The organism is Pseudarthrobacter sp. MOO13 (assembly GCF_058267655.1).
The window spans coordinates 2441007-2465080 of record NZ_CM177848.1 but is presented as its reverse complement, the minus strand read 5'-3'; the positions used below and the strand labels follow the sequence as shown (position 1 = coordinate 2465080).

The following is a 24074-nucleotide window of genomic DNA, read 5'->3' as shown; positions in this document are numbered from 1 at the left end:
TCATTGGGCGGCCCGCTTACGGGACACGATTAGGAGTCGACCATGGCCGGCGCTCTGCGCAAGACAATGATCTATCTTGGGCTCGCCGACGGCGATGAGCATTACGAGTCCGAGCAACAGACCACACGTAAGGATGAGGACGAACCCATGGAAGTCGACCGCGAGGAACGCCGTGCCCCGGCACCGGTCCGCGAAGTCAGCCGTGAGGCGTCCTACACCCCTGAAGAGGAATACCGCGCCCCAGTGACCCCGATTAAGCGTGCGGCCTCGAGCCGTGAAGAAAACACCGGACTTCGGCAGATCACCACCATCCATCCCCGCTCCTACAACGATGCCAAGCTCATCGGTGAGAGCTTCCGGGACGGTATCCCGGTGATCATGAACGTCACGGACATGGGCGAGGCAGACGCAAAGCGCCTGGTGGACTTCTCGGCCGGACTCGTCTTCGGACTCCGCGGCAGCATCGAACGGGTGACCAACAAGGTGTTCCTGCTCTCACCGTCCTACGTCGAAGTGATCGGTGACGACAAGAAAGTCAGCGACACCCAGGCCAGTTTCTTCAACCAGAGCTGACGGCCAAGGCCGACGACAGATGCCAGGCAGGGACACCTGTCTGGCATCTGTGCTGAAATAGACAAGACAACTGCAGCACACCGCGGCATCCGAACGGGATGGTCCGCACGAAATATGGAGATATGAAATAAGTCATGGGAATTGTTTTCGGACTTCTCTATCTCGTGTTGCTGCTGTTCTTCGTGGCCCTCATCATCCGCCTGGTCTACGACTGGGTGCAGATGTTCGCGAGGGAATGGCGGCCACGCGGTGCGGCCCTCGTGGTGGCGCACGCTGTGTATTCCATCACTGATCCGCCGCTCAAGGGGCTGCGGCGGTTGATCCCGCCCCTTCGGCTTGGCGGCATCTCCCTGGACCTGGGCTTCCTGATCCTGTTCATCGGCGTCAGCATTGCGATGAGCATCACCAGGAATCTGGCCTGATCCACCAACAAAGACTTGGCAATGCAGGATGATCCTCCCGGGAACAGCTACTGTAAAGCGAAGAAACCTCCCGTTTGACACCGCGGTGTTGAATTAGAGTAAGCAGACCAAATTTAGGTACCGTAGTTTTGACGGCCGGAAGGCCTACTGACTAACCAGACCAGTGAGGTGACCAGATGGCTTTGACGCCAGAAGACGTTGTCAACAAGCGCTTTCAGCCCACCAAGTTCCGCGAGGGCTATGACCAGGACGAGGTTGACGACTTCCTGGACGAAATCGTCGTCGAACTCCGCCGCCTGAACCAGGAAAACGACGAGCTCCGCAAGAAGCTCGCCGACGCCGGCTCCAGCGTCCCGGCAAGCATCACCGCCGCACCTGTGGTTGAGAAGGTCCCCGCCCCGGGCAAGTCCGACAAGGATGAGGCCCGCGAGAAGGCTGAAGCCGAAGCGAAGGCCGCCGAAGCCAGCAAGAAGAAGGACGTCGAGCCGGCCGCTCCGGTTGCAGCCGCCCCCGCAGCGCCCGCCGCCTCCACTCCTTCCGCCGAGTCCGCTGCCGGCCTGCTGGCCATGGCGCAGCAGATGCACGACCGCCACGTCGCCGAAGGCCAGGCCCAGAAGGACAAGATCATCGCCGAGGCGCAGATCGAAGCCAGCAGCCTCGTCAACGACGCACAGGAAAAGTCCCGCAAGATCCTGGGCGCACTGGAGCAGCAGCGTTCGGTCCTCGAGCGCAAGGTGGAGCAGCTCCGCGGCTTCGAACGCGACTACCGTTCACGCCTGAAGGCCTACATCGAAGGCCAGCTCCGCGACCTGGACGCACGTGGTTCCGTTGCGACGCCGGAAGTCAGCGAAGCAAACTAACCCTGGCAACACGTATTCTGAAAGCCGGTGGCTGAGGACTCCTCGGCCACCGGCTTTTGGCATTGACACCTAAGTTTTTCGAAGTGAAAGCACCATGACTGACGAACTCGCAGCCGACGCCGCACGGCCGGCCCCCTCCTCTCCGCGCCCCCGACGGGCTGTGCTGCTGTCCCTCTTCGGCGGGTTCGCGGTCTTTGCCTACGTCCTGGACCAGCTCACCAAACTCTGGGTGACGTCCACCATGGTGGAAGGCGAAAGGATCCCGGTCCTGCCGCCCCTGCTGCACTGGTACTTCATCCGGAACTCAGGTGCCGCGTTTTCGATCGGGGAGAACGTCACCTGGGTGTTCTCGATCATCATGGCCGGCGTCGCAATCGCCATTCTCTTCCAGGTCCGGAAGCTGGGCTCGGCCTGGTGGTCCCTGGCTCTCGGGCTGCTGCTGGGCGGCGCCCTGGGCAACCTCACCGACCGGCTCTTCCGCGAGCCCTCCTTCGGGATGGGCCATGTGGTGGACTTCATTCAGCTTCCCAACTTCGCGATCTTCAATATCGCGGACTCCGCCGTCGTGTCTGCCGTCGCCATCATCTGCATCCTGACCATTCGCGGAATCGCGCTGGACGGAACGCGCCTCGGGACTGCACACAAGGACAAGCCCGGCCATGAGTGAGCGAATCGTCGTGGCCGAGGAATTCGGCGGGACCCGGGCCGACGCCGGACTGGCCGGCCTCCTGGGCGTGTCCCGGTCCGTGGCCGCATCCTTGCTGGCCGAGGGCCATGTCGTCACCCGGGGGAAGGCGCTCGGGAAATCGGCAAAACTTGTGGCGGGGGATGTCCTTGACGTCACCGTCCCGGAGCGGCGGGACCCGCTGGAAGTCGTGGAGGAAGTTGTGGAAGGCCTGAAGATCCTGCTGGACGACGAGGACTTTGTCGTCGTCGACAAACCCGTGGGTGTCGCTGCGCATCCCTCGCCCGGCTGGGTTGGCCCCACTGTGGTGGGCGGACTGGCCGGTGCAGGCTACCGCATCTCCACCTCCGGCGCACCGGAGCGGGCGGGGATCGTGCACCGGCTCGACGTCGGCACCTCCGGGGTGATGGTGGTGGCGAAGTCCGAGCGGGCCTACACAGCCCTCAAGCGGGCCTTCAAGGAGCGCACTGTGGACAAGGTGTACCACGCGGTGGTCCAGGGCCTCCCGGACCCGCTGACAGGCACCATCGACGCGCCCATCGGACGGCATCCCGGCCACGACTGGCGCTTTGCCGTCATCGAGGACGGCCGGCCCTCGGTAACCCATTACGAAGTCCTGGAGGCTTTCGGGAAGGCAAGCCTGGTGGAAGTGCACCTGGAGACGGGCCGGACGCACCAGATCCGGGTCCACTTCTCAGCCCTCCGCCATCCCTGCGCCGGTGACCTCACCTATGGCGCCGACCCGCGCCTCGCGGCCACCCTGGGGCTCACCCGGCAGTGGCTCCACGCCCGCCAGCTGGGATTCGACCACCCGGTGACAGGGGAACGCGTCTCTGTCACCAGCGACTATCCGCAGGACCTGGCCTACGCCCTGGAACTGCTGGAGTCGGGACAGGCCTGACACGGGCGGCCTGGCCGGGCCGCCAACTGCCAGCGCTTAGAATGGTGCGGTGAGTTCCAGCAAAGATTCGTTTGTCCACCTGCACACCCACACCGAATATTCCATGCTGGATGGAGCTGCCCGCCTGGGCGAGCTGTTCGATGAAACCGAGCGCCTGGGGATGCCGGCCCTTGCCACCACAGACCACGGCTACTTGTTTGGGGCGTTCGATTTCTGGCGCAAGGCCACGGACAAGGGCATCAAACCGATCATCGGCGTCGAAGCCTACGTAACCCCCGGCACGGCCCGCACGGACAAGGAACGCGTCCGCTGGGGCGACGAATCCCAGCGCAAGGACGACGTCTCCGGTGGTGGCTCGTACACCCATATGACGCTCCTGAGCTACAACAACGTGGGCATGCGGAACCTCTTCCGGGCCTCCTCCATCGCCTCCCTCGATTCGGTGTTCGGCAAGTGGCCGCGGCTTGACCGCGAACTGCTCAACACCTACTCCGAGGGGCTGATTGCCACCACCGGATGTCCCTCCGGCGAAGTGCAGACCAGGCTCCGGCTCGGCCAGTACCGCGAAGCGCTGGAGGCGGCCGCCGAGTTCCGGGACATCTTCGGCGCGGAAAACTACTTCTGCGAGCTGATGGACCACGGGCTGGACATTGAGCGTCGGGTCAACGGCGACCTCCTGAGGCTCGCCAAGGACCTCAACCTGCCGCTGGTGGCCACCAACGACCTCCACTACACCCACGAGCACGATGCAAAGGCCCATGAGGCCCTGCTGGCCATCCAGTCGGGCTCCACGCTGCTCGAACCCACGTACGACAACGGCGGTTCGCGGTTCGCCTTCTCCGGCAGCGGCTACTACCTCAAATCCCCACAGGAGATGCGCGAGCTTTTCCGCGACCACCCCGAAGCCTGCGACAACACCCTGCTGATCGCTGAGCGCTGCGAGGTGTCCTTCAATACGGACGCCAACTTCATGCCCAGGTTCCCCTGCCCGCCCGGCGAGGACGAGACCTCGTGGCTGGTCAAGGAAGTGGACAAGGGCCTGCAGTACCGCTACCCGGGAGGCATCCCGGACGAGGTCCGCAAGCAGGCGGACTACGAGCTCGGCGTCATCACGTCCATGGGGTTTCCGGGCTACTTCCTGGTGGTTGCCGACTTCATCAACTGGGCCAAGAACAACGGCATCCGCGTTGGCCCCGGCCGTGGTTCGGGTGCCGGTTCCATGGTGGCCTACGCCATGCGCATCACCGACCTCGACCCCCTGCGCCACGGCCTGATCTTCGAACGGTTCCTGAACCCGGACCGCGTCTCCATGCCCGACTTCGACGTCGACTTCGATGACCGGCGCCGTTCCGAAGTGATCGACTACGTGACCCGCAAGTACGGTGACGAACGCGTCGCCATGATCGTCACGTACGGCACCATCAAGACCAAGCAGGCCCTCAAGGACTCCTCCCGGGTCCTGGGCTACCCGTTCAGCATGGGTGAACAGCTGACCAAGGCCCTGCCCCCCGCCGTGATGGCCAAGGACATTCCGCTCGCGGATATCCAGAACCCCGAAGCCAAACGCTACAGCGAGGCCGGCGATTTCCGGCAGCTGATCGCCACCGACCCGGAAGCCGCCAAGGTCTTCGAAACGGCCCTGGGCATTGAAGGGCTGAAGCGCCAGTGGGGCGTGCACGCAGCCGGCGTCATCATGTCCTCGGACCCCATCATCGACGTCATCCCCATCATGCGCCGCTTCCAGGACGGCCAGGTGATCACCCAGTTCGACTACCCGACGTCCGAGGGCCTTGGCCTGATCAAGATGGACTTCCTGGGCCTGCGGAACCTGACGATCATTTCGGATGCCCTCGAGAACATCAAAATGAATCGCGGCATCGACCTCGACCTGGAAAACCTGGAGCTCGACGACGCCCCGTCCTACGAACTCCTGGCCCGCGGCGACACCCTGGGCGTGTTCCAGCTCGACGGCGGCCCCATGCGTTCCCTGCTCAAGCTCATGAAGCCTGACAACTTCGAAGACATCTCCGCCGTGCTGGCGTTGTACCGGCCAGGCCCCATGGGCGCCAATGCCCACACTGACTACGCGCTGCGCAAGAACGGGATCCAGGAAGTCATTCCCATCCACCCCGAGCTGGAGGAACCGCTCAAGGAGATCCTCGGCGGCACGTACGGCCTGATCGTGTACCAGGAGCAGGTGATGGCCGTGGCGCAAAAGCTGGCCGGCTACTCGCTGGGCCAGGCAGATATCCTCCGGCGGGCCATGGGCAAGAAGAAGAAGTCGGAACTGGACAAGCAGTTCGCCGGCTTCTCCCAGGGCATGCAGGACAACGGTTACTCCATGGAGGCCGTCAAGACCCTGTGGGACATCCTCCTGCCCTTCTCCGACTACGCCTTCAACAAGGCCCACTCCGCCGCATACGGGGTGATCTCCTACTGGACGGCCTACCTGAAGGCGCACTATGCGCCGGAGTACATGGCTGCACTGCTGACCTCCGTCGGTGACGACAAGGACAAGTCGGCAATCTACCTGAACGAATGCCGCCGCATGGGCATCACGGTGCTTCCGCCGGATGTCAATGAGTCGGCCCTGAACTTCACCCCGGTGGGCAATGACATCCGCTTCGGCATGGGCGCTATCCGCAACGTGGGTGCGAACGCCGTCGATGCCATGGTCACCGCGCGCGAGAGCGAAGGTGCCTACACGTCCTTCAAAGACTTCCTGATGAAGGTTCCGGCGGTGGTGTGCAACAAGAGGATCATCGAATCCCTGATCAAGTCCGGGGCCTTCGACTCCCTGGGCCATCACCGGCGTGCGCTGGCCATGATCCACGAAGAGGCCATCGACTCCGTCATCACCTTGAAGCGGAACGAGGCGATCGGCCAGTTCGACCTCTTTGCGGGCTTTGAGGAAGCCGAATCGGAAGCGTCGCTCAGCATCGAAATCCCGGACCTGCCCGAATGGGAGAAGAAGGACAAACTGTCCTTCGAACGGGACATGCTGGGCCTGTACGTCTCGGACCACCCGCTGCAGGGCCTCGAGGGGCTGTTGAGCCAGCACGCGGAGATGAGCATAACGACCATCATCGGCGAAGACGGGCCGCAGGACGGCGCCATCATCACCATCGCCGGCATGATCACCTCGTTGAGCCGCCGCATCGCCAAAGCCAGCGGCAATGCCTACGCCCGGGCCGAGATCGAGGACCTCGGCGGTTCCATCGAAGTGATGTTCTTCGGCCAGGTCTACGGGCCTATCGCCTCCGTGCTCGCCGAGGACCTGATCGTGGTGGTCAAGGGCCGCCTGCAAAAGCGCGACGACGGCGCAATCACCCTCAACTGCATGGAGTTGTCCGTTCCGGACCTGAGCGAAGGCCTGCACGGGCCGCTGGTCATCACCATGCCCACCTACAAGGCAACCGAGGCAGTGGTGACGGAGCTGGGGGACGTGCTGCGCACGCACCGGGGCAACTCGGAGGTGCGGCTGCACCTCCAGGGCGACACCCGCACGGAAATCATGGGCCTGCCCGTCCACCTGCGGGTGAACCCCAGCCCGTCGCTGTTCGGCGACCTGAAGGTGCTGCTGGGGCCGGCCTGCCTGGACGCCTGACGCAGGGGAGCACGACGCCGGAAGCCGGCTTCCGGCGTCGTCCGCGCCTTTGGCGTCTGGTCGCTTCAGCCCGGACCCGGGACGATGGAGTGCGCTAGATTTCGTAGTCCAGCGGGACAGGCTGCCCGTAGGCGCCCCCGTGGTAGAGCAGCGGCGCACCATCGCCGCCCACCTGGCCGTCCACCACCTGGACCACCACCACGGCGTTGTTTTCGAACGACAGCCGCATCTGCACCTCGCCGATGAGCCAGCCGGCCACATCCTTCAGGATGGGCACCCCGTGCGGTCCGATCTCCCAGTGGTTCCCCTCGAACCGGTTGCCGGGCCGGGCGAACCGGGCTGCCAGTTCCTGGTTTTCGAGGCCCAGCATGTGCACGCCCAGGAACTGGGTGTTGGCAACGGCGGGCCACGACCTGGAACTGCGGGCCATGTTGAACGTGAATCGCGGCGGTTTGGCCGACAGGGAGGCCACCGATGTTGCGGTGAATCCGTAGGGCTCGTCCTGGTAGTTCACGGTGATGATGGCGACGCCCGCGGCATGCCGCCGGAACATCTCCCTGAACGTCTGCTCAAAGGGCTCGCTGTTGTCGGTCACCGGAACTCCTGCACTAAGTGGCATATCTCTTTCCCCAAGCGTATTGGCCCGCGGGCCAGGCGGGAAAACACAGAGCCCTTGAACCGCTGACGGGCTCCGCAGGAACCTTTGTTAAGGTGTCTGTCATGACGAACTTTGGCCGCCCCGCGCGGCGGCTGCCCTGGTCCCTGCTGCTGGTCCCGGCGGCGGCAGGCGTTCCGGCCGGGCTCCTCTGGTGGCTGCTTGCCCCGGGCGGCCTGAACCTGATCACCCGGAACCCCGCCCTGGCATCGGGAACGGCACCGTTGGTGTGGCTGCCACGCGACCTGACACTTGCCGGGATTATGGTGCTGGCCGGTTGCCTGCTGGCCGTGTTCCTGGCCGACGGCAAGCGTCCGGACCCCCGGACGGCTCTGCTGGCGGGCCTGGTCGGCGCGGTGGCCGGCAGCCTGGCCGCCTGGGGAACCGGTCTCCTCGCGGCCCGGCTCTGGGGGCCGGCGGTGGACACCTCGGCCAATGCCAGCATCGCCTTCTCGCTCCGGGCGTTGCCGGTGCTGCTGCTGTGGCCGGCTGCCACGGCGGTTTCGGTCTTCGTTTTGGAGTTGGTGGGGATGGCAGGCCGGAAACCCGCCGGCATCCCCGGCGGAACGGCGGGCGGGAACAGCGCCGTAAAATAGTCAGGTGACCACTTCCCCTCAGCCTCCTGCCCCCGCGACTACCGCCGTCGACTTCCGCACCATCGACCTTCGCGGCCGCACCCTGACCCTGGCGGCCCTGCGCGCCGCCGTTCCGCGCGCCAAGGGCCAGACCGTGGCGGACGCCGAGGAAAAGGTCCTGGACATTATCGCCGCCGTCCGGCAGCGCGGCTTCGCGGCGTTGTCTGACCTTGCGTCAAGGTTCGACGGCGTGGATCAGCGCCATCCGCTGGTTCCCCGGGAGGCGATCGCCGCAGCCCTGGAGGGTCTTGACCCGAAGGTGCGGGCAGCACTGGAGGAATCCATCAGCCGGGCACGGAGATTCGCCGACCGGCAGCGGCCCCGCAACGTTGACGTCGAACTGGGCGACGGCGCCGTCGTCAGCCAGAACTGGGTCCCGGTAACGCGCGTTGGGCTGTACGTTCCGGGCGGCCTGGCAGTGTATCCGTCATCGGTGATCATGAACGTGGTGCCGGCGCTGGCGGCAGGGGTGGAATCCATTGCCCTTGCTTCGCCGCCCCAGAAAGAATTCGGCGGCCTGCCGCACCCCACCATCCTCGCCGCTGCGGCGCTGCTGGGTATCACCGAGGTCTACGGCATCGGCGGCGCACAGGCCATCGCCGCGTTTGCCTATGGGGTGGACGCCGGCGACGCGGGCCCCGCACTGGAACCGGTGGACGTGGTGACCGGGCCCGGCAACATCTTCGTCGCCACCGCCAAGCGCCTGGTCAAGGGAGTGGTGGGCATCGATTCGGAGGCAGGAACCACGGAGATCGCCATCCTTGCCGACGACTCCGCCCAACCGGCGCTGGTGGCCGCCGACCTGCTCAGCCAAGCCGAGCACGACCCCAAGGCAGCATCGGTGCTGGTCACCGATTCGGAGCCGTTGGCCATGGCGGTACGGGACGAGCTCGATCGGCAGGCCGCCGCAACCAAGCACTCCGCCCGCGTCCGGGAGGCCTTGTCCGGCCCCCAATCCGGCGTCGTCCTGGTGGACAACCTGGACCAGGGAATCGCCGCGTGCGATGCCTACGCCGCCGAGCACCTGGAGATCATGACGCGGGACGCCGCCGCCGTGGCCGCGCGGATCCGGAATGCCGGCGCGATCTTTGTGGGCGACTACAGCCCCGTCAGCCTGGGGGACTACTGCGCAGGCTCGAACCACGTGCTGCCTACCAGCGGGACCGCTGCGTTCTCGTCCGGGCTCAACGTCACCACGTTCCTGCGCGCCATCCAGGTGGTCAATTACAGCCGGGAGGCCTTGGCGGAGGTCAGCGGCCACATTGTGAGCCTGTCCCGCGCCGAGGACCTGCCGGCCCACGGGGACGCCGTCAGCGCGCGGTTTCCTGGACGTGATTAGCCACTACATATAGGTTGCCGGGCACTACATGTAGTAATTACAGGCTTGTTATTACCCGGGATGCAGCCGTAAACTGGGACGGTAACACTGCGGTCCGGCGGCACTGCCGGTTTCGTTGCCGTTAGACGCCGGAAGGGAAGGGGAAACGCCATGTATTGTCCGTTCTGCCGCAACCCCGATTCCCGCGTCGTTGACAGCCGGATGGCCGATGACGGCTCGGCTATCCGACGCCGGCGCCAGTGCCCCGAATGCGGGCGCCGGTTCACCACCGTCGAAACCACCAGCCTCTCCGTCATCAAGCGCTCCGGCGTGGGCGAGCCGTTCAGCCGCAGCAAAGTGATCAACGGCGTGCGCAAAGCATGCCAGGGCCGGCCGGTCAGCGAAGACGACCTCGCCATGCTGGCCCAGGAGGTGGAAGAGCAGATCCGTTCCTCCGGCGCCGCCGAAATCGACGCGCACGAGGTAGGCCTGGTCATCCTCGGACCGCTCCAGAAGCTGGATGAGGTAGCGTACCTGCGCTTCGCCAGCGTGTACCAGGCATTCGAGTCCCTGGAGGACTTCGAATCGGCTATTGCACTGCTCCGCCACGAAGCCGTGGAAGGCGCCAAGGGCGCCTCCGGCCCGAAGAGCTCCGAGAAGAGCCCGCTCTAAGCTCCGGTGGCGGCAGCGGAGGGGAAGCCGCAGCCGCCACCGGCACCACCTTTACTTGGTGAGCTTGTGCTGCAATGCGATTTCCAGGGCCGCGCCAACGATCCCGGCCTCGTTCCGCAGGACGGCCGGAACAATCGGCGTCCTTAACTTGAGGTTGGGAAGGTACTCGTCCGCGCGCTTGGAGATTCCGCCGCCGACGATGAACAGCTCCGGGGAGAACAGGAACTCCACATGCGAGAAGTACCGCTGCAGCAGCACGCTGTACTCGTCCCATGAGAGCCCGTCCCGTTCGCGGGCCACGGCGGAGGCCTTCGATTCGGCATCGAAGCCGTCGATCTCCAAGTGCCCCAGTTCCGCGTTCGGCACCAGCTTCCCATCGAAAATGAAGGCGGAGCCGATGCCCGTGCCCAGGGTGATGACCAGGACGGTGCCGGCGACACCTTCGCCGGCACCGTACCGGGCTTCGGCCAGGCCGGCGGCATCGGCGTCGTTGATGACCTCCACGGGGCGGCCCAGCCGCTCGGTGAGGAGGGCGTCTATGTCCGTATCCAGCCAGCTCTTGTCCACGTTGGCGGCGGAGTGGACCACGCCGTGCTGGATGATGCCGGGGAAGGTCACGCCCACGGGGGAGCCGGCCTCCGGGGCCTCGGGGCGCGCAGAGAGCTCGGCGACTACCAGGGCCACTGCTTCGGCAACGGCCTCGGGCGTGGCGGGCTGCGGGGTGGGCACCCGGAAACGCTCACCCAGAAGCTTGCCCTTCTTCAGGTCGACAATGCCGCCCTTGATGCCCGTACCGCCGATGTCGATGCCGATCAGTGGTGCGTTCTTGTGCGACTTCTCGTCCTTCTTGGCCAATGGGATTCCGTTCTAGGCTGGGGCGGGCAGGGAAGGGGCGGCCGGGGGCAGCCCCACAACAGGGTGGGTCCTGCACCGGCATCAGATGCCGTGTGCGGGCAGGGGACAGACTACGGCAGGGTGAGGATTTCCGCACCGGTCTCGGTAACCAGCAGGGTGTGCTCGAATTGGGCGGTGCGCTTGTGGTCGCGGGTCACCACGGTCCAGTCATCGCTCCACATGTCCCATTCGACGGTGCCGAGGGTGAGCATCGGTTCGATCGTGAACACCATCCCCGTTTCGATCACGGTGTTGTAGGCGGGGGCGGCGTCGTAGTGCGGGATGATCAGTCCGGTGTGGAAAGCCTCGCCGACACCGTGGCCGGTGAAGTCCCGCACCACGCCGTAGCCGAAACGCTTGGCGTACGACTGGATGGCGCGGCCGATCACGTTGATTTCCCGGCCCGGTGCCACCGCCTTGATGGCCCGGTTGAGCGACTCCTGGGTGCGCTCCACCAGGAGCCGTGATTCCTCGTCCACGTCACCCACCAGGAACGTGTAGTTCGTGTCGCCGTGGACCCCGTTGATGAAGGCGGTGATGTCGATGTTCAGGATGTCGCCGTCCTGGACCACGGTGCTGTCCGGGATGCCGTGGCAAATGACCTCGTTCAGCGACGAGCACAGGGACTTGGGGAATCCGCGGTAGCCGAGCGTGGAGGGGTACGCGTGGTGGTCCAGCAGGAATTCGTGGCCCACCCTGTCCAGCTCATCGGTGGTGACACCGGGCTGGATGTGCTTGCCGACCTCCACGATGGCCTGGGCCGCGATCCGCCCGGCGACGCGGATCTTCTCGATCGTTTCGGCGGACTTGACCTCCGAACCCGTGAATTTGGCCGGGGCAGGCTTGCCGACGTACTCCGGACGGGGGATGGACGCCGGGACGGAACGCTGCGGGCCTACGGTACCCGGGGTGAGGGTTCCGGTGGGTGCAGTAGAGGCAAGGGAAGGCATAGATTGATCATATAAGGCACCGCAGAACGCCTAACAACCGACAAGCGGCGGAGGGCACACGTAAGTGTTTGTGTTACGTGGATCACCCCGCGGCTTTCCTGTCGCCGGAACGAGGAGCAACGATGACTGAGTACTGGTTCAACGTCAACACCCACGAAGTGGAAGAAGACCGGCTCTCCGACTGGAGCCAGCTCATTGGGCCCTACAAGACCCGGGAAGAAGCCGAACACGCCATCGAGAAGGTCAAGGCGCGCAACGAGGCCTGGGAAAAGGGCGACGACGACTGACCGGTTGGGTGGGCAGGCCGGCCGGGTGCCGGCCCGCCTGTTCCGCCCGCGTCGGCGGGGTGACGTTGAAAGCTAGAAGGAGTGTTCCGGGCCGGGGAACTGGCCGGAGCGGACGTCGTCGCCGTAGGCGGTGGCGGCGTCGAGCAGGGTGGTGCGCAGGTCCGCGTACTGTTTGACGAACTTGGCCATCCGGCCGCCCCGCAGGCCGGCCATGTCCTGCCAGACAAGGACCTGGCCAGTGGTCGCGTTCCCGGCGCCAATGCCGATGGTGGGGACGTCCACGGCAGCGTCCACCGCGGCCGCGGTGTCGGCCGGGACCATTTCCATGAGCACGCAGAATGCGCCTGCGTCGGAGAGGGCGCGGGCATCGTCGATCAGGCGTTGGGCGTCGTCGCCCCGGCCCTGCACGCGGTATCCGCCCAGTGCGTGTTCGCTTTGCGGGGTGAAACCGATGTGGGCCATGACCGGGATGCCCGCCTGCACCATTGCTCGCACCGTTGGGGCGTAGTACGCGCTGCCCTCGATTTTCACAGCATGCGCCAGGCCTTCCTTCAAAAAGCGGACACCGGTGGCGACGGCCTGTTCGGCACTGACTTCGTAGCTGCCGAAGGGCAGGTCCGCGACCACCATGGCGCGCTTCGCGGTCCTGGCCACGGCGCGGCACAGCGGCAGCAGTTCGTCCACGGTGACCGGAAGGCTGGTTTCGTTGCCGTAGACGTTGTTCGAGGCCGAATCACCGACCAGCAGCACTTCAATGCCGGCAGCGTCAAAGATCTCCGCCGTATATTGCTCGTAGGCGGTGAGCATGGCGAACCTGGTGCCGTCCCGCTTGGCCTGCTGCAGGTGGTGGATCCGGACCTTGGCCGGTTTTCGTCCGGCGGCAGGAGCCTCGTGCTGGCCGGGTCCGCTGCCGTACGGGGCGGGTACTTCGGCGGACGCGCTGGAGTCGGAGCTGTTGCTGGTGGCCATGGGATGAGCGTAGTGCGGGACCTGCCGTGCTTTCTACCGCAGCCGGTTCCGGGCAAAGGTGATTAGCGTCATAGCGGCCGTGCCGGAACGCCGTTGACGTCCGGCACGGAAGCCGCAAGGGCACCTCCCGGACCGCTCCGGAGGTTAATGCTGTGTTACGCACGGCTCAGGCTCAAGCATCGGCGCCGAATGATTAGTACAGTGTTGATGAACTGCTGCCGGCTTTCCCCTTTGCGCGGGCCCCGGAGCATGAACGTTGACCGGAGAAGAGGCCATCATGGACCGCCAGCAAGAATTTGTCCTGCGCACGATCGAAGAGCGCGACGTACGTTTCGTGCGCCTGTGGTTCACCGACGTCGTGGGATCGCTGAAGTCCGTAGCCCTGGCGCCGGCCGAGGTCGAGGGCGCCTTCGAGGAAGGCCTTGGCTTCGACGGCTCCGCCATCGAAGGGCTGGCCCGGGTCTTCGAATCCGACATGCTGGCCCAGCCCGATCCGTCCACCTTCCAGATCCTGCCCTGGCGTGGCGAGACGGAACAGACCTCGCGCATGTTCTGCGACATCCTCACTCCCGACGGCGAACCCTCGGCAGCGGACCCCCGCAACGTCCTTAAGCGCACGCTGGCCAAGGCCGCGGACATGGGCTTCACGTGCTACACCCACCCCGAAATCGAGTTCTACCTCCTGAAGTCCCAGGAACCGGGCCCGAACGGTGCACCGGTGCCGGTTGACGAGGGCGGCTACTTCGACCATGTCCCGGGTGGCGTGGCCCAGGACTTCCGCCGCACCGCCGTAACCATGCTGGAATCGGTGGGCATCTCGGTGGAATTCAGCCACCACGAGGCCGGACCCGGACAGAACGAGATCGACCTCCGCTACGCCGACGCGCTGCAGACGGCCGACAACATCATGACGTTCCGCACCGTCATCAAGGAGGTGGCGCTGCAGCAGGGCACGTACGCCACGTTCATGCCCAAGCCGTTCACGGACCACCCGGGCTCCGGCATGCACACGCACTTCTCGCTCTTCGAAGGTGACAGCAATGCTTTCTTCGAGGCCGGCGCCGAGTTCCAGCTGTCCAAGACTGCACGCCAGTTCATTGCCGGAATCCTCAAGCACGCGCCCGAGTTCACCGCCGTCACCAACCAGTTCGTCAACTCCTACAAGCGGCTTTGGGGCGGCGGCGAAGCACCCAGCTACCTGAGCTGGGGCCACAACAACCGTTCGGCCCTGGTGCGCGTCCCGCTGTACAAGCCGGGAAAGGGCCAGTCGGCCCGCATTGAGTACCGTGGCATCGACTCCGCCGCCAACCCCTACCTGGCCTACGCCGTCCTGCTCGGAGCCGGCCTGAAGGGCATTGAGGAAGGCTACGAGCTTCCCGCCGCAGCCGAGGACGACGTCTGGTCGCTGAGTTCGGCGGAACGCCGGGCCATGGGCCACGATCCTCTTCCGGCGAGCCTGCACGACGCCATCCGCTCCATGGAGGACTCGGAGCTTATGCCGCAGATCCTGGGGGAACAGGTCTACGAGCACTTCCTGCGCAACAAGCGCGCCGAATGGCAGGACTACCGGCTGCAGGTGACGCCCTACGAGCTGCAGCGCAACCTCGGCATCCTCTAGGTGCCCGGCGTGAGCCTGGCACGCCGCCTCATCGCGGCCGGATTCAGCGACCTGGAGAAGGGCGAACGGTTCCTTGCCGCCCGCGAACTCGAGGGCCTGGACCAGGACACGCTCTTCGCCGGACTTCAGCTCGCGGCCAGCCCGGACACGGCACTCCAGTCCCTCGTCCGGCTGATCGAAAAACACCCCCAGCTGCGCGAGCTTGCTGCCGCCGACCTGGAGGCAAGTGAACCCATGTTCCGGGTCCTGGGCGCCTCGGAAGCGCTGGGGGAGTTCCTGATCCGGCACCCCGAGCACCTTGATGCCTTCCAGGTCCGCGCCAGCCCGGAGCCATTGCCTGCCGACCCCTCCCGCCTGCGGGCCACCCTCCTCCTATCCGTCGGCGCGGACCCCCGTGCCGCCCGTCCGGTCGCCGCCACGACGGGCGTGGAGGCCTATGCGGCCCTGCGGACGGCTTACCGGCGCGGACTGGTGGACCTCGCCGTCAAGGACCTCTGCGCGGCCGATCCGCTCGATTTCCTGCCATCGGTGGGCGGCGAGCTGGCGGACCTGGCGGCGGCGGCCATCGAGGCTGCCCTCGCCGTCTCCCGGGCTGACGGCAGCCGGGCAGTACAGCGCCGCCGATGTTGCGGATGTCGGCCTGGCCGTGGTTGGAATGGGCAAGTGCGGCGCCCGGGAACTGAACTACATCTCAGACGTCGACGTCATCTACGTGGTGGACCCCGGCAGCCTGGCCGACGCGGACGCCAACACCATCGGCACCGCCCTGGCCAGCGGCATTTCACGGGCCATCTCCTCGGTGGCCAGGGAACCGGGTCTGTGGGAGGTGGACGCCAACCTGCGGCCCGAGGGCAAGTCCGGCCCGCTGGTCCGCACCCTCGCCTCGCACGAGACCTACTACGCCCGGTGGGCCGAGAGCTGGGAGTTCCAGGCGCTGCTCAAGGCCCGTGCCATCGCCGGTGACGCCGGGCTGGGCCGGGCCTATGAAGACGCCGTGGCGCCGCTGATCTGGAGCTCGGCCGGTCGCGACGGCTTTGTGGAGTCCGTCCAGGCCATGCGCCGGCGGGTGACTGAGCATATTCCGGCCGCAGAGGAGCAGCGGCAGATCAAGCTCGGCCGCGGCGGCCTGCGCGACGTCGAGTTCACCGTGCAGCTGCTCCAGCTGGTGCACGGCAAGGCGGATGAGTCATTACGACGGCGGGACACTACATCGGCGATCGCCGCGCTGTCGGCGGGTGGTTACATCGGGCGTTCCGACGCTGCGGCGTTCGACAACGCCTATCGCTACCTGCGCCTGCTGGAACACCGCATCCAGCTCTTCCAGCTGCGCCGCACCCACCTGATGCCGGTGGCCGAGCCGGCGCTGCGGTCACTGGCGAAGGCAGTACTGGGCCCTTTCTCCGGTGAACGGCCAAGCCCGGATTCCCTGCTGTCCGCCTGGCACCGGACCAAGCGGTCCGTGCGTGAACTGCACGAGCGGATCTTCTACCGGCCGCTGTTGAACACCGCTGCCAAGCTCAGCAGCGAGGACGCCAGGCTGACCCCCGAGGCGGCCCAGGGGCGGCTGGCGGCCTTGGGATACCGGGATCCGCAGGGGGCCATGCGGCACATCGAGGCTCTGACCGCGGGCGTAAGCCGCCGGGCCGCACTGCAGCGGCAGCTCCTGCCCATCCTGCTGGACTGGCTTGCCGAAGGCGTGGATCCCGACTCCGGGCTCTTGGCCTTCCGCCGCGTCAGTGAGGCGCTGGGCACCACGCACTGGTACCTTGGCCTGCTCCGCGATTCCAACGCAGCAGCGGAGCGTTTGTGCCACATGCTGTCCAATTCCCGGCTGATCGCCGACCTCTTGGAAGTCTCGCCCGAGTCCGTCGCCTGGCTGGGACAGGACAAGGACCTGGTTCCTGTGGGCTTTGAGGCCCAATGGCAGGAAATCACGGCCAAAATGTCGCGGCACGCTGATCCGGAGAGTGCCATGCGCCTGATCCGGCTGATCCGGCGGCGTGAAATCCTGCGCATCGCCATCGCCGATTCGGCCGGGCTGCTGGACCAGGAGCAGGTGGGCGCGGCCCTCGCGGACACGGACCGGGCCGCCGTCCTGGGAGCCCTCCGTGTGGCGGAAGGCATCGTGTCCGCCGGCGGCCCGCTGAAGACCACCGTGCTGGTGGTAGCCATGGGCCGGCAGGGTGGGCGGGAGATCGGATACGGATCCGACGCCGATGTCATGTACGTCCACCGGGCCATCCCCGGATTCACCGAAGCCGAGGCGCAGGAACAGGCTGCCCGGATTGTTTCCAAGGTATCAAGCCTGCTGACCCAGCCGTTGAAGCCCGCCATCATGGCCGAACGGGTCCTGCAGATGGACGCCGACCTGCGGCCGGAGGGCAAGAACGGGGCCATGGTCCGCTCCCTGGACTCCTTCGCCGAGTACTACCGCCGCTGGTCCCTGATCTGGGAGGCTCAGGCCCTGCTGCGGGCCCGCCCCATGGCCGGCGATGACACGCTGGCCGCCGACTTCCTGAAGCTCATCGACCCCATCAGGTACCCGAAGTCAGTCTCTGAGCAGGACGTACGCGAGATCCGTCGCATCAAAGCCAGGGTGGAATCCGAGCGGCTGCCCCGCGGCGCCGACCCCGCACGCCATCTCAAGCTGGGCCGGGGCGGCCTCAGCGACGTCGAGTGGCTGGTACAGCTGCTGCAGCTGCAGCACGCGGGCAACCACCCGGAACTTCGCACAACGTCGACCCTGGAGGCCCTCAACGCCGCAGCGGACCTGGGGCTGCTGGACAGTGCCGACGCCGGACTGCTGGCGGAGGCCTGGCAGCTTGCCAGCCGGATCAGGTCCGCCAACGTCATCTGGAGCGGCAAGGCGTCGGACCTCCTGCCCTCCTCCCGCCGGGACCTGGAGGCCGTGGCACGCTGGTGCGGTTACGAACCGGGCAACGCCACCGCCCTGGAGGAGGATTACCTGAGGGTGAGCCGGCGGGCACGGGCGGTCTTTGAACGTGTCTTCTATGGAAACTAGGCCGGCCGCATGGGTGTGGCTTATCCCGCTGCGGGACCTCGACGGGGACGTCCGCGCGATCCAGTTAGGCGCCCTCGCAGCCATGTCGCTGCTGCCCGGCCAGGAGCGTTTCGTCGGCGACCCGCTGCGGATGGCACTGGCTGGACTGGCGGAGGAATCCAGGCATCCGTTCGTGGTGGAAGCCAACGGTGACCCGGTCGGCATGCTGACCCTGCAACGGACCGCGGCACGCCTTGCCGGCTGGCCTGACGACCACTCAGCGTGGCTGCTGCGCGGGTTCCTCATCGACCGCCGGCACCAGGGCTCAGGACTGGGCACGCGGGCGGCCACCGCGGCCGTGGAGGCAGGGCGCAGACTCACGGCCCGGCACTCAACCGGTGAATCCGGCGTCGTACTTTCCGTCAACGAGGAAAATCCAGCGGCCCTGGCCGCCTACCGCCGTGCAGGCTTCGTCGACGCCGGACGCTACCTGGGCGGCTCCTCCGGCCCCCAGCGCACCATGTTCCACAGCTTCGCGGATACCTTCTGACGTAACTCGCGTGACGGGCATTGCGCTTGGCATCCAATTGCCCGAGTATGTGGGTTGGCGGTGTTCTCCAACCTTGTTGGGGGGAAGGCTGGATAGAGTCTTCGTCTCGGGGGGCATCCGTCAGGGGGTCCGGTTCCCGGTCTCAGCACGTCAGGAAGCGGGCCCCCACCCCAGCGCTTTTCGATCCACGGGCCCTCGCATCCCCGGGAACGCCAAAGGCGGCCACCGGAACATTCCGGTGGCCGCCTTTGCTGGTTCAGTGGTCCTGCCAGGCAGGCCGCAGACTAGACGCCGTAGTAGAGCTCGAACTCGTAGGGGTTCGGGCGCAGGGACAGCGGGCGGATCTCGTTCTCGTACTTGTACTCGATCCAGGTGTCGATCAGGTCCTGGGTGAAGACGCCGCCGGCCTGCAGGAACTCGTTGTCCTCGCGCAGGGCCTCCAGGGCTTCCTCAAGCGTGCCCGGAGCCTTCGGGATGTCCTTGGCTTCCTCTGCCGGGAGCTCGTAGAGGTCCTTGTCGATCGGGGCGGGAGGCTCGATGCGGTTGCGGATGCCGTCGATGCCGGCCATCAGCTGGGCAGCGAAGGCCAGGTACGGGTTGGAGGAGGGGTCCGGAGCGCGGAACTCGATGCGCTTGGCCTTCGGGTTGGAACCCGTGATCGGGATGCGGATGCCGGCGGAGCGGTTGCCCTGCGAGTACACCATGTTGACCGGAGCCTCGAAGCCCTTGACCAGGCGGCGGTAGGAGTTCACCGTCGGGTTGGTGAAGGCGAGGACAGCGGAGGAGTGCTTCAGCAGGCCGCCGATGTACCAGCGGGCGGTGTCGGACAGGCCGGCGTAGCCCTTCTCGTCGTAGAACAGCGGCTCTCCACCGTTCCACAGCGACTGGTGGCAGTGCATGCCCGAGCCGTTGTCACCGAAGACGGGCTTGGGCATGAAGGTGACCGACTTGCCCCAGGCGTCAGCGGTGTTCTTGATGACGTACTTGAACTTCTGCAGGTCATCGGCAGCGTGGGTCAGGGTGGTGAACTTGTAGTTGATCTCGGCCTGGCCGGCGGATCCAACTTCGTGGTGGCTGCGCTCGACCTCAAGGCCGGCTTCGTCCAGGGCCACGCACATGGCGTCCCGCAGGTCGGCCTGCTTGTCGGTGGGGGAGACCGGGAAGTAACCGCCCTTGACGGGGGTCTTGTAGCCCAGGTTGCCGCCCTCTTCCTCGCGGCCGGTGTTCCAGTGCGCTTCCTCGGAGTCGATCTTGTAGAAGCTGCCCTGCGGGGAGGACTGGTACTGGACGTTGTCGAACACGAAGAATTCGGCTTCGGGAGCGAAGAACGCGGTGTCGGCAATGCCGGTGGAGGCCAGGTAGGCTTCCGCCTTCTCAGCAACGCCGCGGGGGTCGCGGTGGTACGGGTCGCCCGTACGGGGGTTGACGATCGAGAAGTTCAGCGCGAGCGTCTTCTCCATGCGGAAGGTGTCCAGGAACGCGGTGGTGACGTCCGGGATCAGCTGCATGTCGGACTCGGCGATGCCCTGGAAGCCACGGATGGAGGAACCGTCGAAGAGCTGGCCGTTGACGAAGAAGTCTGCGTCAACACTCTTGGCGGGGACGTTGAAGTGCTGCTGGACGCCCGGAAGATCGGTGAAGCGGATATCGACGAACTTTACATCTTCGTCCTTGATGAACTTGAGGACTTCGTCCGCAGTCTTGAACATCTATGCTCCTAACGCATATGTAAATATCTGGCGTGCAAGCCATGTGATCCAGCGCAATCCAAAAGCAGGGAGAACCCATGGTCTCCCTGCTGCGGTACCTGCCGGGGGATTGCTTGAAACTGCTAACAGACTATGGATGCGGCATTTCCCGTCCGTGTCCGCATTGTTTCGGGCAGGTTACAGAATGCCCTGCTATGACCACGCTATCCTCCGTCCATAGTGTGGTCGAGTCCTATCCACACTGTGGGCGCGTCGCGCGTCCCGCGGGTCGGTAAGCTTGGACGGTGGTAGATCGCAAAGACATTGGCTCCTGGCTCAGCGGGCCGGACACCTCCGGCATCTCGAAGTATCCGGGGGAGCGCCTGGGCCTGCCGGAGTCCGGTCCCGGCTCCATCGCCCGGGCGGGGCGCAGGATCGCAGCCATCATGATCGACTGGGGCATTGCGCTGCTGATCAGCAATTTCGCTTTCGGTGGCGACTCCTGGGCGACGCTCGGGGTCTTCGCGATCGAGCAGATCCTGCTGGTGGGAACCCTCGGCTACAGCATCGGCCACCGGGTGATGGGCATCGCCGTGGTGAGGCCCGGCGGCGGCACCCCGGGACCGCTCGCGGCCCTGGTGAGGACGGTGCTGCTCTGCCTGGTCATCCCCGCCGTCATATTCGACCCCGACCAGCGCGGCCTTCATGACAAGGCCATGAATACGCTGCTGGTCCGCCGGTAGCCGCTGCTCTTGCTAGGTGCGGCTGGACGTGAGGCGGGCCGGGGTGCCCTCCGGCGCGGGGGCGCCAAGGTAGCCGCGGCGTCCGGCCCAGCGCTCGAACAGGATGGTCGCGAACGGGAAGATCGCGGAGAAGCCTGCCAGCGCCGCCACCCGGAAAGGCCACCGCTGCACACGCCATAGCGTGAGCGCTGCCAGGCCGTAGCCGATAAACAGCGCGCCATGGACCGGGCCCGCCACCTGGACGCCAACTTCGGTGGTTCCGGCGATCCATTTGAAGTACATCCCGGCCAGCAGCGCTGCCCAGCTGCAGGCTTCGGCGATGGCGAGGATCCGGAAAGCCCGGATCACGGTGGTCCTCAGCGGCATGGTGGTGTTCCTGTCGTTGGTAGGTTCACGGTCCGTCATACGGTGGCCGCCGCGTGGGCGGCAAGAAAAAACGCCCCGGCAGCCGGCTGTGCCGGTTCCGGGGCGTTCGGCCAGCTAGCGTCCGCGGTTGGGACGGGCCTTGTACGGGTCGATGCCCTTGGGGATCGGCAGCCGGGTGCCCATGGATGCGATGCGCTTGGACACGGTGCTGACCTCCAGCTTGGTCAGTTCGTTCTTCATCTTGCCCATCTTCTTGGCCACCTGGCTCAGCGGGACCTGGCCTTCGCCGTGCCCGGTCTGGATCGTGTGGACCGGAACGTTGGGCAGGATCCGTGCGAGGCGCTTGCGCTCGGCATCCAACAGGGGCTTCACGCGGTGGGTGGGGCCTTCACTGACAAGGACGACGCCGGGACGGCCTACCGCACGGAACACGGCATCCTGCGTGCGGGGGTTGACAGCCACAGGCTGTTCCTCGGTGATCCAGCCACGCCGCAGCGTGCCCAGCGCGGCACCGGAGGCGCCGGGCTGGTTTTCGATTTGCGCGAACGCTGCGCGTTCGGCACGGCGGGAGAGAATGAAGGTGGCCGCCAGCAGGCCCAGCGGAATACCGATGATCAGGCCGGTGATCCAGTTATCCAGCCAGAAGCCCACCAGGAAGCTCACGGCTACAACGCCCAGGAACACCAGGAGCATCAGCCACGGAACCATGGGGTCGTGGCGGCGGGTCATGGTGAAGACCTCGCCGATCTGCTTGAGCCTGCTGGGCTTCTTGGCCTTCGCTTCCTTCGGCTTGCGCGAGAACAGGCCGCGCTTCACCGCGCTTGGGCCCGCCGGGGTGGAGTTGCTGGAGTCAGGGGATTTAGCCATAGTGCCTCAATTCTACGTGACTTAAATGCCAAGGCCGGACGCCGGAATCGTCCGGTGTCCGGCCTGGGGCCAGTCAGTGCGGGTGCGCGTCAGGAATGCGCTCCGAGGAGGGTGCTGGCTTCCTGGCGGGTGGTGCCGGAGTCTTGGATGCCGTCGGCGATGTGGGCGAGTTCGGCGGGGATGTCGCGGCCTTTTTTGCGCATGGCGGTGGCCCAGAGGCGGCCGGCGCGGTAGGAGGAGCGGACCAGGGGGCCGGACATGACGCCGAGGAAGCCGATGTCCTGGGCTTCGTGCTGGAGGTCGACGAATTCCTGGGGTTTGACCCAGCGGTCCACGGGGAGGTGGCGTTCGGAGGGGCGGAGGTATTGGGTGATGGTGATCAGGTCGCAGCCGGCTTCGTGGAGGTCGCGGAGGGCTTCGGAGATTTCCTCGCGGGTTTCGCCCATGCCCAGGATGAGGTTGGATTTGGTGACCATGCCCAGGTTGCGGCCTTGGGTGATGACGTCCAGGGAGCGGTCGTAGCGGAACGCGGGCCGGATCCGTTTGAAGATCCGGGGCACGGTTTCGACGTTGTGGGCGAAGACTTCGGGGGCGGAGTCGCAGATCGCTTTGATGTGGTCGGGGTTGCCGGAGAAGTCGGGGATGAGCAGTTCCACGCCGGTGCCGGGGTTCAGTTCGTGGATCTTGCGGACGGTTTCGGCGTAGAGCCAGACGCCTTCGTCTTCGAGGTCGTCGCGGGCCACACCGGTGACGGTGGCGTAGCGCAGTTGCATGGACTGGACGGAGCGGGCCACCTTGGTGGGTTCGAACATGTCCACGGGGGAGGGTTTGCCGGTGTCGATCTGGCAGAAGTCGCAGCGGCGGGTGCATTCGGAACCGCCGATCAGGAAGGTCGCTTCCTTGTCTTCCCAGCATTCGAAGATGTTCGGGCAGCCGGCCTCTTCACAGACGGTGTGCAGGCCTTCCTTTTTGACCAGGTTCTTCAGCCCGACGAACTCCGGGCCCATCTGGACCTTGGCCTTGATCCATTCCGGCTTCCGCTCCACCGGAACGGCAGCATTGCGCTGCTCGATCCGCAGCATCTTCCGGCCTTCAGGTGCCAATGTCACAGTAGAGCTCCTTCAGGGCTCGAAACCAATGCTTCTTCGTGCTTGTGGAATTCCTCCACGAACCGGTCCACAATATGGGCCGGACGGATGTCCTGTCCTGTTTCCAAGGACATGGTGGTCACGCCTGCATCGGTGATGCCGCAGGCAATGATCTGGCCGTAGGGGGCGAGATCGTTGCTGCAGTTGATGGCGATGCCGTGCATGGTGACGCCGTTCAAGACCCGGATGCCGATGGCGGCGATCTTGCGGTCGGGACCGATGGCGTCCGCCTTGATCCAGACGCCCGCGCGACCCTTGATGCGTTCCGCCTTGATGCCGTAGTCCGCCATGACCGTGATCATGATGTCTTCGAGGCGTTCCACGTAGTCGCGGATGCCGGCACGGTTCTTCAGCTTCAGGATGGGGTAGGCCACCAGTTGCCCGGGGCCGTGCCAGGTGAGTTTGCCGCCGCGGTCCACCGCGACGACCGGCGTGCCGTCAAACGGCCGTTCGTGGTCCTCGGTGAGCTTGCCGGCCGTATAAACGGCTGCGTGCTCCAGGAGCAGGACTGTGCTGGGGGCAACTCCGGCGACAACCTTGTCATGGAGCTCGCGCTGGGCTTCCCAGCCTTCCATGTAGTCAACGAAGTCGGGGGCAAGACCCAGCTGTGAAAACTCAAGAGTCATGGAATCCAGCTTAGACCCCGAAGCCGTCCCGGCCCGGTT

The 24074-nt window shown here is 65.7% G+C and carries 22 protein-coding genes and 1 pseudogene; 14 read left to right on the top strand and 9 right to left on the bottom strand.

From position 1 onward, the window contains the following. Positions 1-42 precede the first annotated feature (42 nt). The 6 genes from AC4EEO_RS11355 (at position 43) to dnaE (ending at position 7048) form a co-directional block, all read left to right on the top strand. Positions 43-573, top strand: coding sequence for a cell division protein SepF (locus AC4EEO_RS11355; RefSeq protein ID WP_018763560.1), 531 nt, complete (start codon positions 43-45; stop codon positions 571-573). A 134-nt stretch (positions 574-707) separates the two neighbouring features. Next, positions 708-995, top strand: a complete 288-nt coding sequence (locus AC4EEO_RS11350; RefSeq protein WP_018763561.1) for a YggT family protein — start codon at positions 708-710, stop codon at positions 993-995. 176 nt (positions 996-1171) lie between these two features. Next, the gene (locus tag AC4EEO_RS11345; protein ID WP_491338866.1) at positions 1172-1855 is read left to right on the top strand and encodes a DivIVA domain-containing protein; all 684 of its coding nucleotides are present in this window, start codon (positions 1172-1174) and stop codon (positions 1853-1855) included. 94 nt (positions 1856-1949) lie between these two features. Continuing rightward, the gene (lspA, locus tag AC4EEO_RS11340; protein ID WP_018763563.1) at positions 1950-2522 is read left to right on the top strand and encodes a signal peptidase II; all 573 of its coding nucleotides are present in this window, start codon (positions 1950-1952) and stop codon (positions 2520-2522) included. Beyond that, positions 2515-3441, top strand: coding sequence for an RluA family pseudouridine synthase (locus tag AC4EEO_RS11335; RefSeq protein WP_491338865.1), 927 nt, complete (start codon positions 2515-2517; stop codon positions 3439-3441). Before lspA ends, AC4EEO_RS11335 begins: the two co-directional genes overlap by 8 nt. Before the next feature lie 49 nt (positions 3442-3490). Then, positions 3491-7048: a DNA polymerase III subunit alpha gene (gene dnaE / locus AC4EEO_RS11330; RefSeq protein ID WP_491338864.1), complete on the top strand. Its 3558-nt coding sequence runs from the start codon at positions 3491-3493 to the stop codon at positions 7046-7048. A 94-nt stretch (positions 7049-7142) separates the two neighbouring features. Here the strand turns inward: dnaE and AC4EEO_RS11325 are convergent, their stop codons facing one another. Further along, positions 7143-7643: a flavin reductase family protein gene (locus AC4EEO_RS11325; RefSeq protein ID WP_018763566.1), complete on the bottom strand. Its 501-nt coding sequence runs from the start codon at positions 7641-7643 to the stop codon at positions 7143-7145. Between the two features lie 125 nt (positions 7644-7768). Between AC4EEO_RS11325 and AC4EEO_RS11320 the strand changes: the two genes are divergently transcribed. The 3 genes from AC4EEO_RS11320 (at position 7769) to nrdR (ending at position 10328) form a co-directional block, all read left to right on the top strand. Continuing rightward, positions 7769-8299 (top strand): hypothetical protein, encoded by a 531-nt coding sequence (locus AC4EEO_RS11320; RefSeq protein ID WP_109864315.1) that lies wholly within the window; start codon positions 7769-7771, stop codon positions 8297-8299. A gap of 4 nt (positions 8300-8303) precedes the next feature. Beyond that, complete coding sequence (gene hisD, locus AC4EEO_RS11315) at positions 8304-9677, top strand: histidinol dehydrogenase (protein WP_491338863.1); 1374 nt, start codon at positions 8304-8306, stop codon at positions 9675-9677. Positions 9678-9827: 150 nt separating this feature from the next. Continuing rightward, positions 9828-10328, top strand: a complete 501-nt coding sequence (nrdR, locus tag AC4EEO_RS11310; protein ID WP_018763569.1) for a transcriptional regulator NrdR — start codon at positions 9828-9830, stop codon at positions 10326-10328. A gap of 51 nt (positions 10329-10379) precedes the next feature. On the opposite strand, the gene ppgK is transcribed toward nrdR, so the two are convergent. Both ppgK and map read right to left on the bottom strand, forming a co-directional pair. Continuing rightward, positions 10380-11183 (bottom strand): polyphosphate--glucose phosphotransferase, encoded by an 804-nt coding sequence (ppgK, locus tag AC4EEO_RS11305; RefSeq protein ID WP_018763570.1) that lies wholly within the window; start codon positions 11181-11183, stop codon positions 10380-10382. Between the two features lie 110 nt (positions 11184-11293). Next, positions 11294-12172, bottom strand: a complete 879-nt coding sequence (map, locus tag AC4EEO_RS11300) for a type I methionyl aminopeptidase (protein WP_018763571.1) — start codon at positions 12170-12172, stop codon at positions 11294-11296. Positions 12173-12294: 122 nt separating this feature from the next. Here map and AC4EEO_RS11295 point away from each other — a divergent pair, with 122 nt between their 5' ends. Then, positions 12295-12459, top strand: a complete 165-nt coding sequence (locus AC4EEO_RS11295; protein ID WP_018763572.1) for an SPOR domain-containing protein — start codon at positions 12295-12297, stop codon at positions 12457-12459. Positions 12460-12531: 72 nt separating this feature from the next. Here the strand turns inward: AC4EEO_RS11295 and panB are convergent, their stop codons facing one another. After that, positions 12532-13428, bottom strand: coding sequence for a 3-methyl-2-oxobutanoate hydroxymethyltransferase (panB, locus tag AC4EEO_RS11290; protein WP_018763573.1), 897 nt, complete (start codon positions 13426-13428; stop codon positions 12532-12534). A 277-nt stretch (positions 13429-13705) separates the two neighbouring features. On the opposite strand from panB, the gene glnA (AC4EEO_RS11285) reads away from it, so the two are divergent. The 3 genes and pseudogenes from glnA (AC4EEO_RS11285) to AC4EEO_RS11275 all read left to right on the top strand — a co-directional run bounded on the left by glnA (AC4EEO_RS11285) (position 13706) and on the right by AC4EEO_RS11275 (position 18597). Beyond that, the gene (glnA, locus tag AC4EEO_RS11285; protein WP_491338862.1) at positions 13706-15046 is read left to right on the top strand and encodes a type I glutamate--ammonia ligase; all 1341 of its coding nucleotides are present in this window, start codon (positions 13706-13708) and stop codon (positions 15044-15046) included. Between the two features lie 9 nt (positions 15047-15055). Next, positions 15056-18068, top strand: a pseudogene (locus AC4EEO_RS11280) (bifunctional [glutamine synthetase] adenylyltransferase/[glutamine synthetase]-adenylyl-L-tyrosine phosphorylase). Then, positions 18058-18597 carry a GNAT family N-acetyltransferase gene (locus tag AC4EEO_RS11275; protein WP_491338861.1) on the top strand — a complete coding sequence of 180 codons (540 nt, stop codon included), beginning with the start codon at positions 18058-18060 and terminating at the stop codon, positions 18595-18597. Before AC4EEO_RS11280 ends, AC4EEO_RS11275 begins: the two are co-directional and overlap by 11 nt. Before the next feature lie 284 nt (positions 18598-18881). Here the strand turns inward: AC4EEO_RS11275 and glnA (AC4EEO_RS11270) are convergent, their stop codons facing one another. Then, a complete protein-coding gene (glnA, locus tag AC4EEO_RS11270; RefSeq protein ID WP_285242527.1) occupies positions 18882-20306 on the bottom strand; it encodes a type I glutamate--ammonia ligase in 1425 nt (474 codons plus the stop codon). 284 nt (positions 20307-20590) lie between these two features. Between glnA (AC4EEO_RS11270) and AC4EEO_RS11265 the strand changes: the two genes are divergently transcribed. Beyond that, positions 20591-21028 carry an RDD family protein gene (locus tag AC4EEO_RS11265; RefSeq protein ID WP_491338860.1) on the top strand — a complete coding sequence of 146 codons (438 nt, stop codon included), beginning with the start codon at positions 20591-20593 and terminating at the stop codon, positions 21026-21028. 12 nt (positions 21029-21040) lie between these two features. Here AC4EEO_RS11265 and AC4EEO_RS11260 read toward each other — a convergent pair whose 3' ends face one another. The 4 genes from AC4EEO_RS11260 to lipB form a co-directional block, all read right to left on the bottom strand. Beyond that, positions 21041-21394 (bottom strand): DUF3817 domain-containing protein, encoded by a 354-nt coding sequence (locus tag AC4EEO_RS11260; RefSeq protein WP_109864312.1) that lies wholly within the window; start codon positions 21392-21394, stop codon positions 21041-21043. A gap of 114 nt (positions 21395-21508) precedes the next feature. Then, complete coding sequence (locus AC4EEO_RS11255) at positions 21509-22261, bottom strand: DUF4191 domain-containing protein (RefSeq protein ID WP_018763580.1); 753 nt, start codon at positions 22259-22261, stop codon at positions 21509-21511. An 89-nt stretch (positions 22262-22350) separates the two neighbouring features. Beyond that, positions 22351-23370 carry a lipoyl synthase gene (gene lipA, locus AC4EEO_RS11250; protein WP_491329734.1) on the bottom strand — a complete coding sequence of 340 codons (1020 nt, stop codon included), beginning with the start codon at positions 23368-23370 and terminating at the stop codon, positions 22351-22353. Then, positions 23367-24035, bottom strand: a complete 669-nt coding sequence (gene lipB / locus AC4EEO_RS11245) for a lipoyl(octanoyl) transferase LipB (protein WP_109864058.1) — start codon at positions 24033-24035, stop codon at positions 23367-23369. The genes lipA and lipB overlap by 4 nt, the downstream gene beginning before the upstream one ends. Positions 24036-24074: the final 39 nt, after the last annotated feature.

Bases quoted from the DNA above. Each gene is read 5' to 3' on its own strand.
- AC4EEO_RS11355 (WP_018763560.1), top strand. From the start codon at position 43: ATGGCCGGCGCTCTGCGCAAGACAATGATCTATCTTGGGCTCGCCGAC.
- map (WP_018763571.1), bottom strand. From the start codon at position 12,172: ATGCCTTCCCTTGCCTCTACTGCACCCACCGGAACCCTCACCCCGGGT.
- panB (WP_018763573.1), bottom strand. From the start codon at position 13,428: ATGGCCACCAGCAACAGCTCCGACTCCAGCGCGTCCGCCGAAGTACCC.
- AC4EEO_RS11335 (WP_491338865.1), top strand. From the start codon at position 2,515: ATGAGTGAGCGAATCGTCGTGGCCGAGGAATTCGGCGGGACCCGGGCC.
- AC4EEO_RS11350 (WP_018763561.1), top strand. From the start codon at position 708: ATGGGAATTGTTTTCGGACTTCTCTATCTCGTGTTGCTGCTGTTCTTC.
- glnA (WP_491338862.1), top strand. From the start codon at position 13,706: ATGGACCGCCAGCAAGAATTTGTCCTGCGCACGATCGAAGAGCGCGAC.
- AC4EEO_RS11295 (WP_018763572.1), top strand. From the start codon at position 12,295: ATGACTGAGTACTGGTTCAACGTCAACACCCACGAAGTGGAAGAAGAC.
- AC4EEO_RS11320 (WP_109864315.1), top strand. From the start codon at position 7,769: ATGACGAACTTTGGCCGCCCCGCGCGGCGGCTGCCCTGGTCCCTGCTG.
- AC4EEO_RS11275 (WP_491338861.1), top strand. From the start codon at position 18,058: ATGGAAACTAGGCCGGCCGCATGGGTGTGGCTTATCCCGCTGCGGGAC.
- AC4EEO_RS11255 (WP_018763580.1), bottom strand. From the start codon at position 22,261: ATGGCTAAATCCCCTGACTCCAGCAACTCCACCCCGGCGGGCCCAAGC.
- nrdR (WP_018763569.1), top strand. From the start codon at position 9,828: ATGTATTGTCCGTTCTGCCGCAACCCCGATTCCCGCGTCGTTGACAGC.
- AC4EEO_RS11345 (WP_491338866.1), top strand. From the start codon at position 1,172: ATGGCTTTGACGCCAGAAGACGTTGTCAACAAGCGCTTTCAGCCCACC.
- lipB (WP_109864058.1), bottom strand. From the start codon at position 24,035: ATGACTCTTGAGTTTTCACAGCTGGGTCTTGCCCCCGACTTCGTTGAC.
- AC4EEO_RS11260 (WP_109864312.1), bottom strand. From the start codon at position 21,394: ATGCCGCTGAGGACCACCGTGATCCGGGCTTTCCGGATCCTCGCCATC.
- glnA (WP_285242527.1), bottom strand. From the start codon at position 20,306: ATGTTCAAGACTGCGGACGAAGTCCTCAAGTTCATCAAGGACGAAGAT.
- lspA (WP_018763563.1), top strand. From the start codon at position 1,950: ATGACTGACGAACTCGCAGCCGACGCCGCACGGCCGGCCCCCTCCTCT.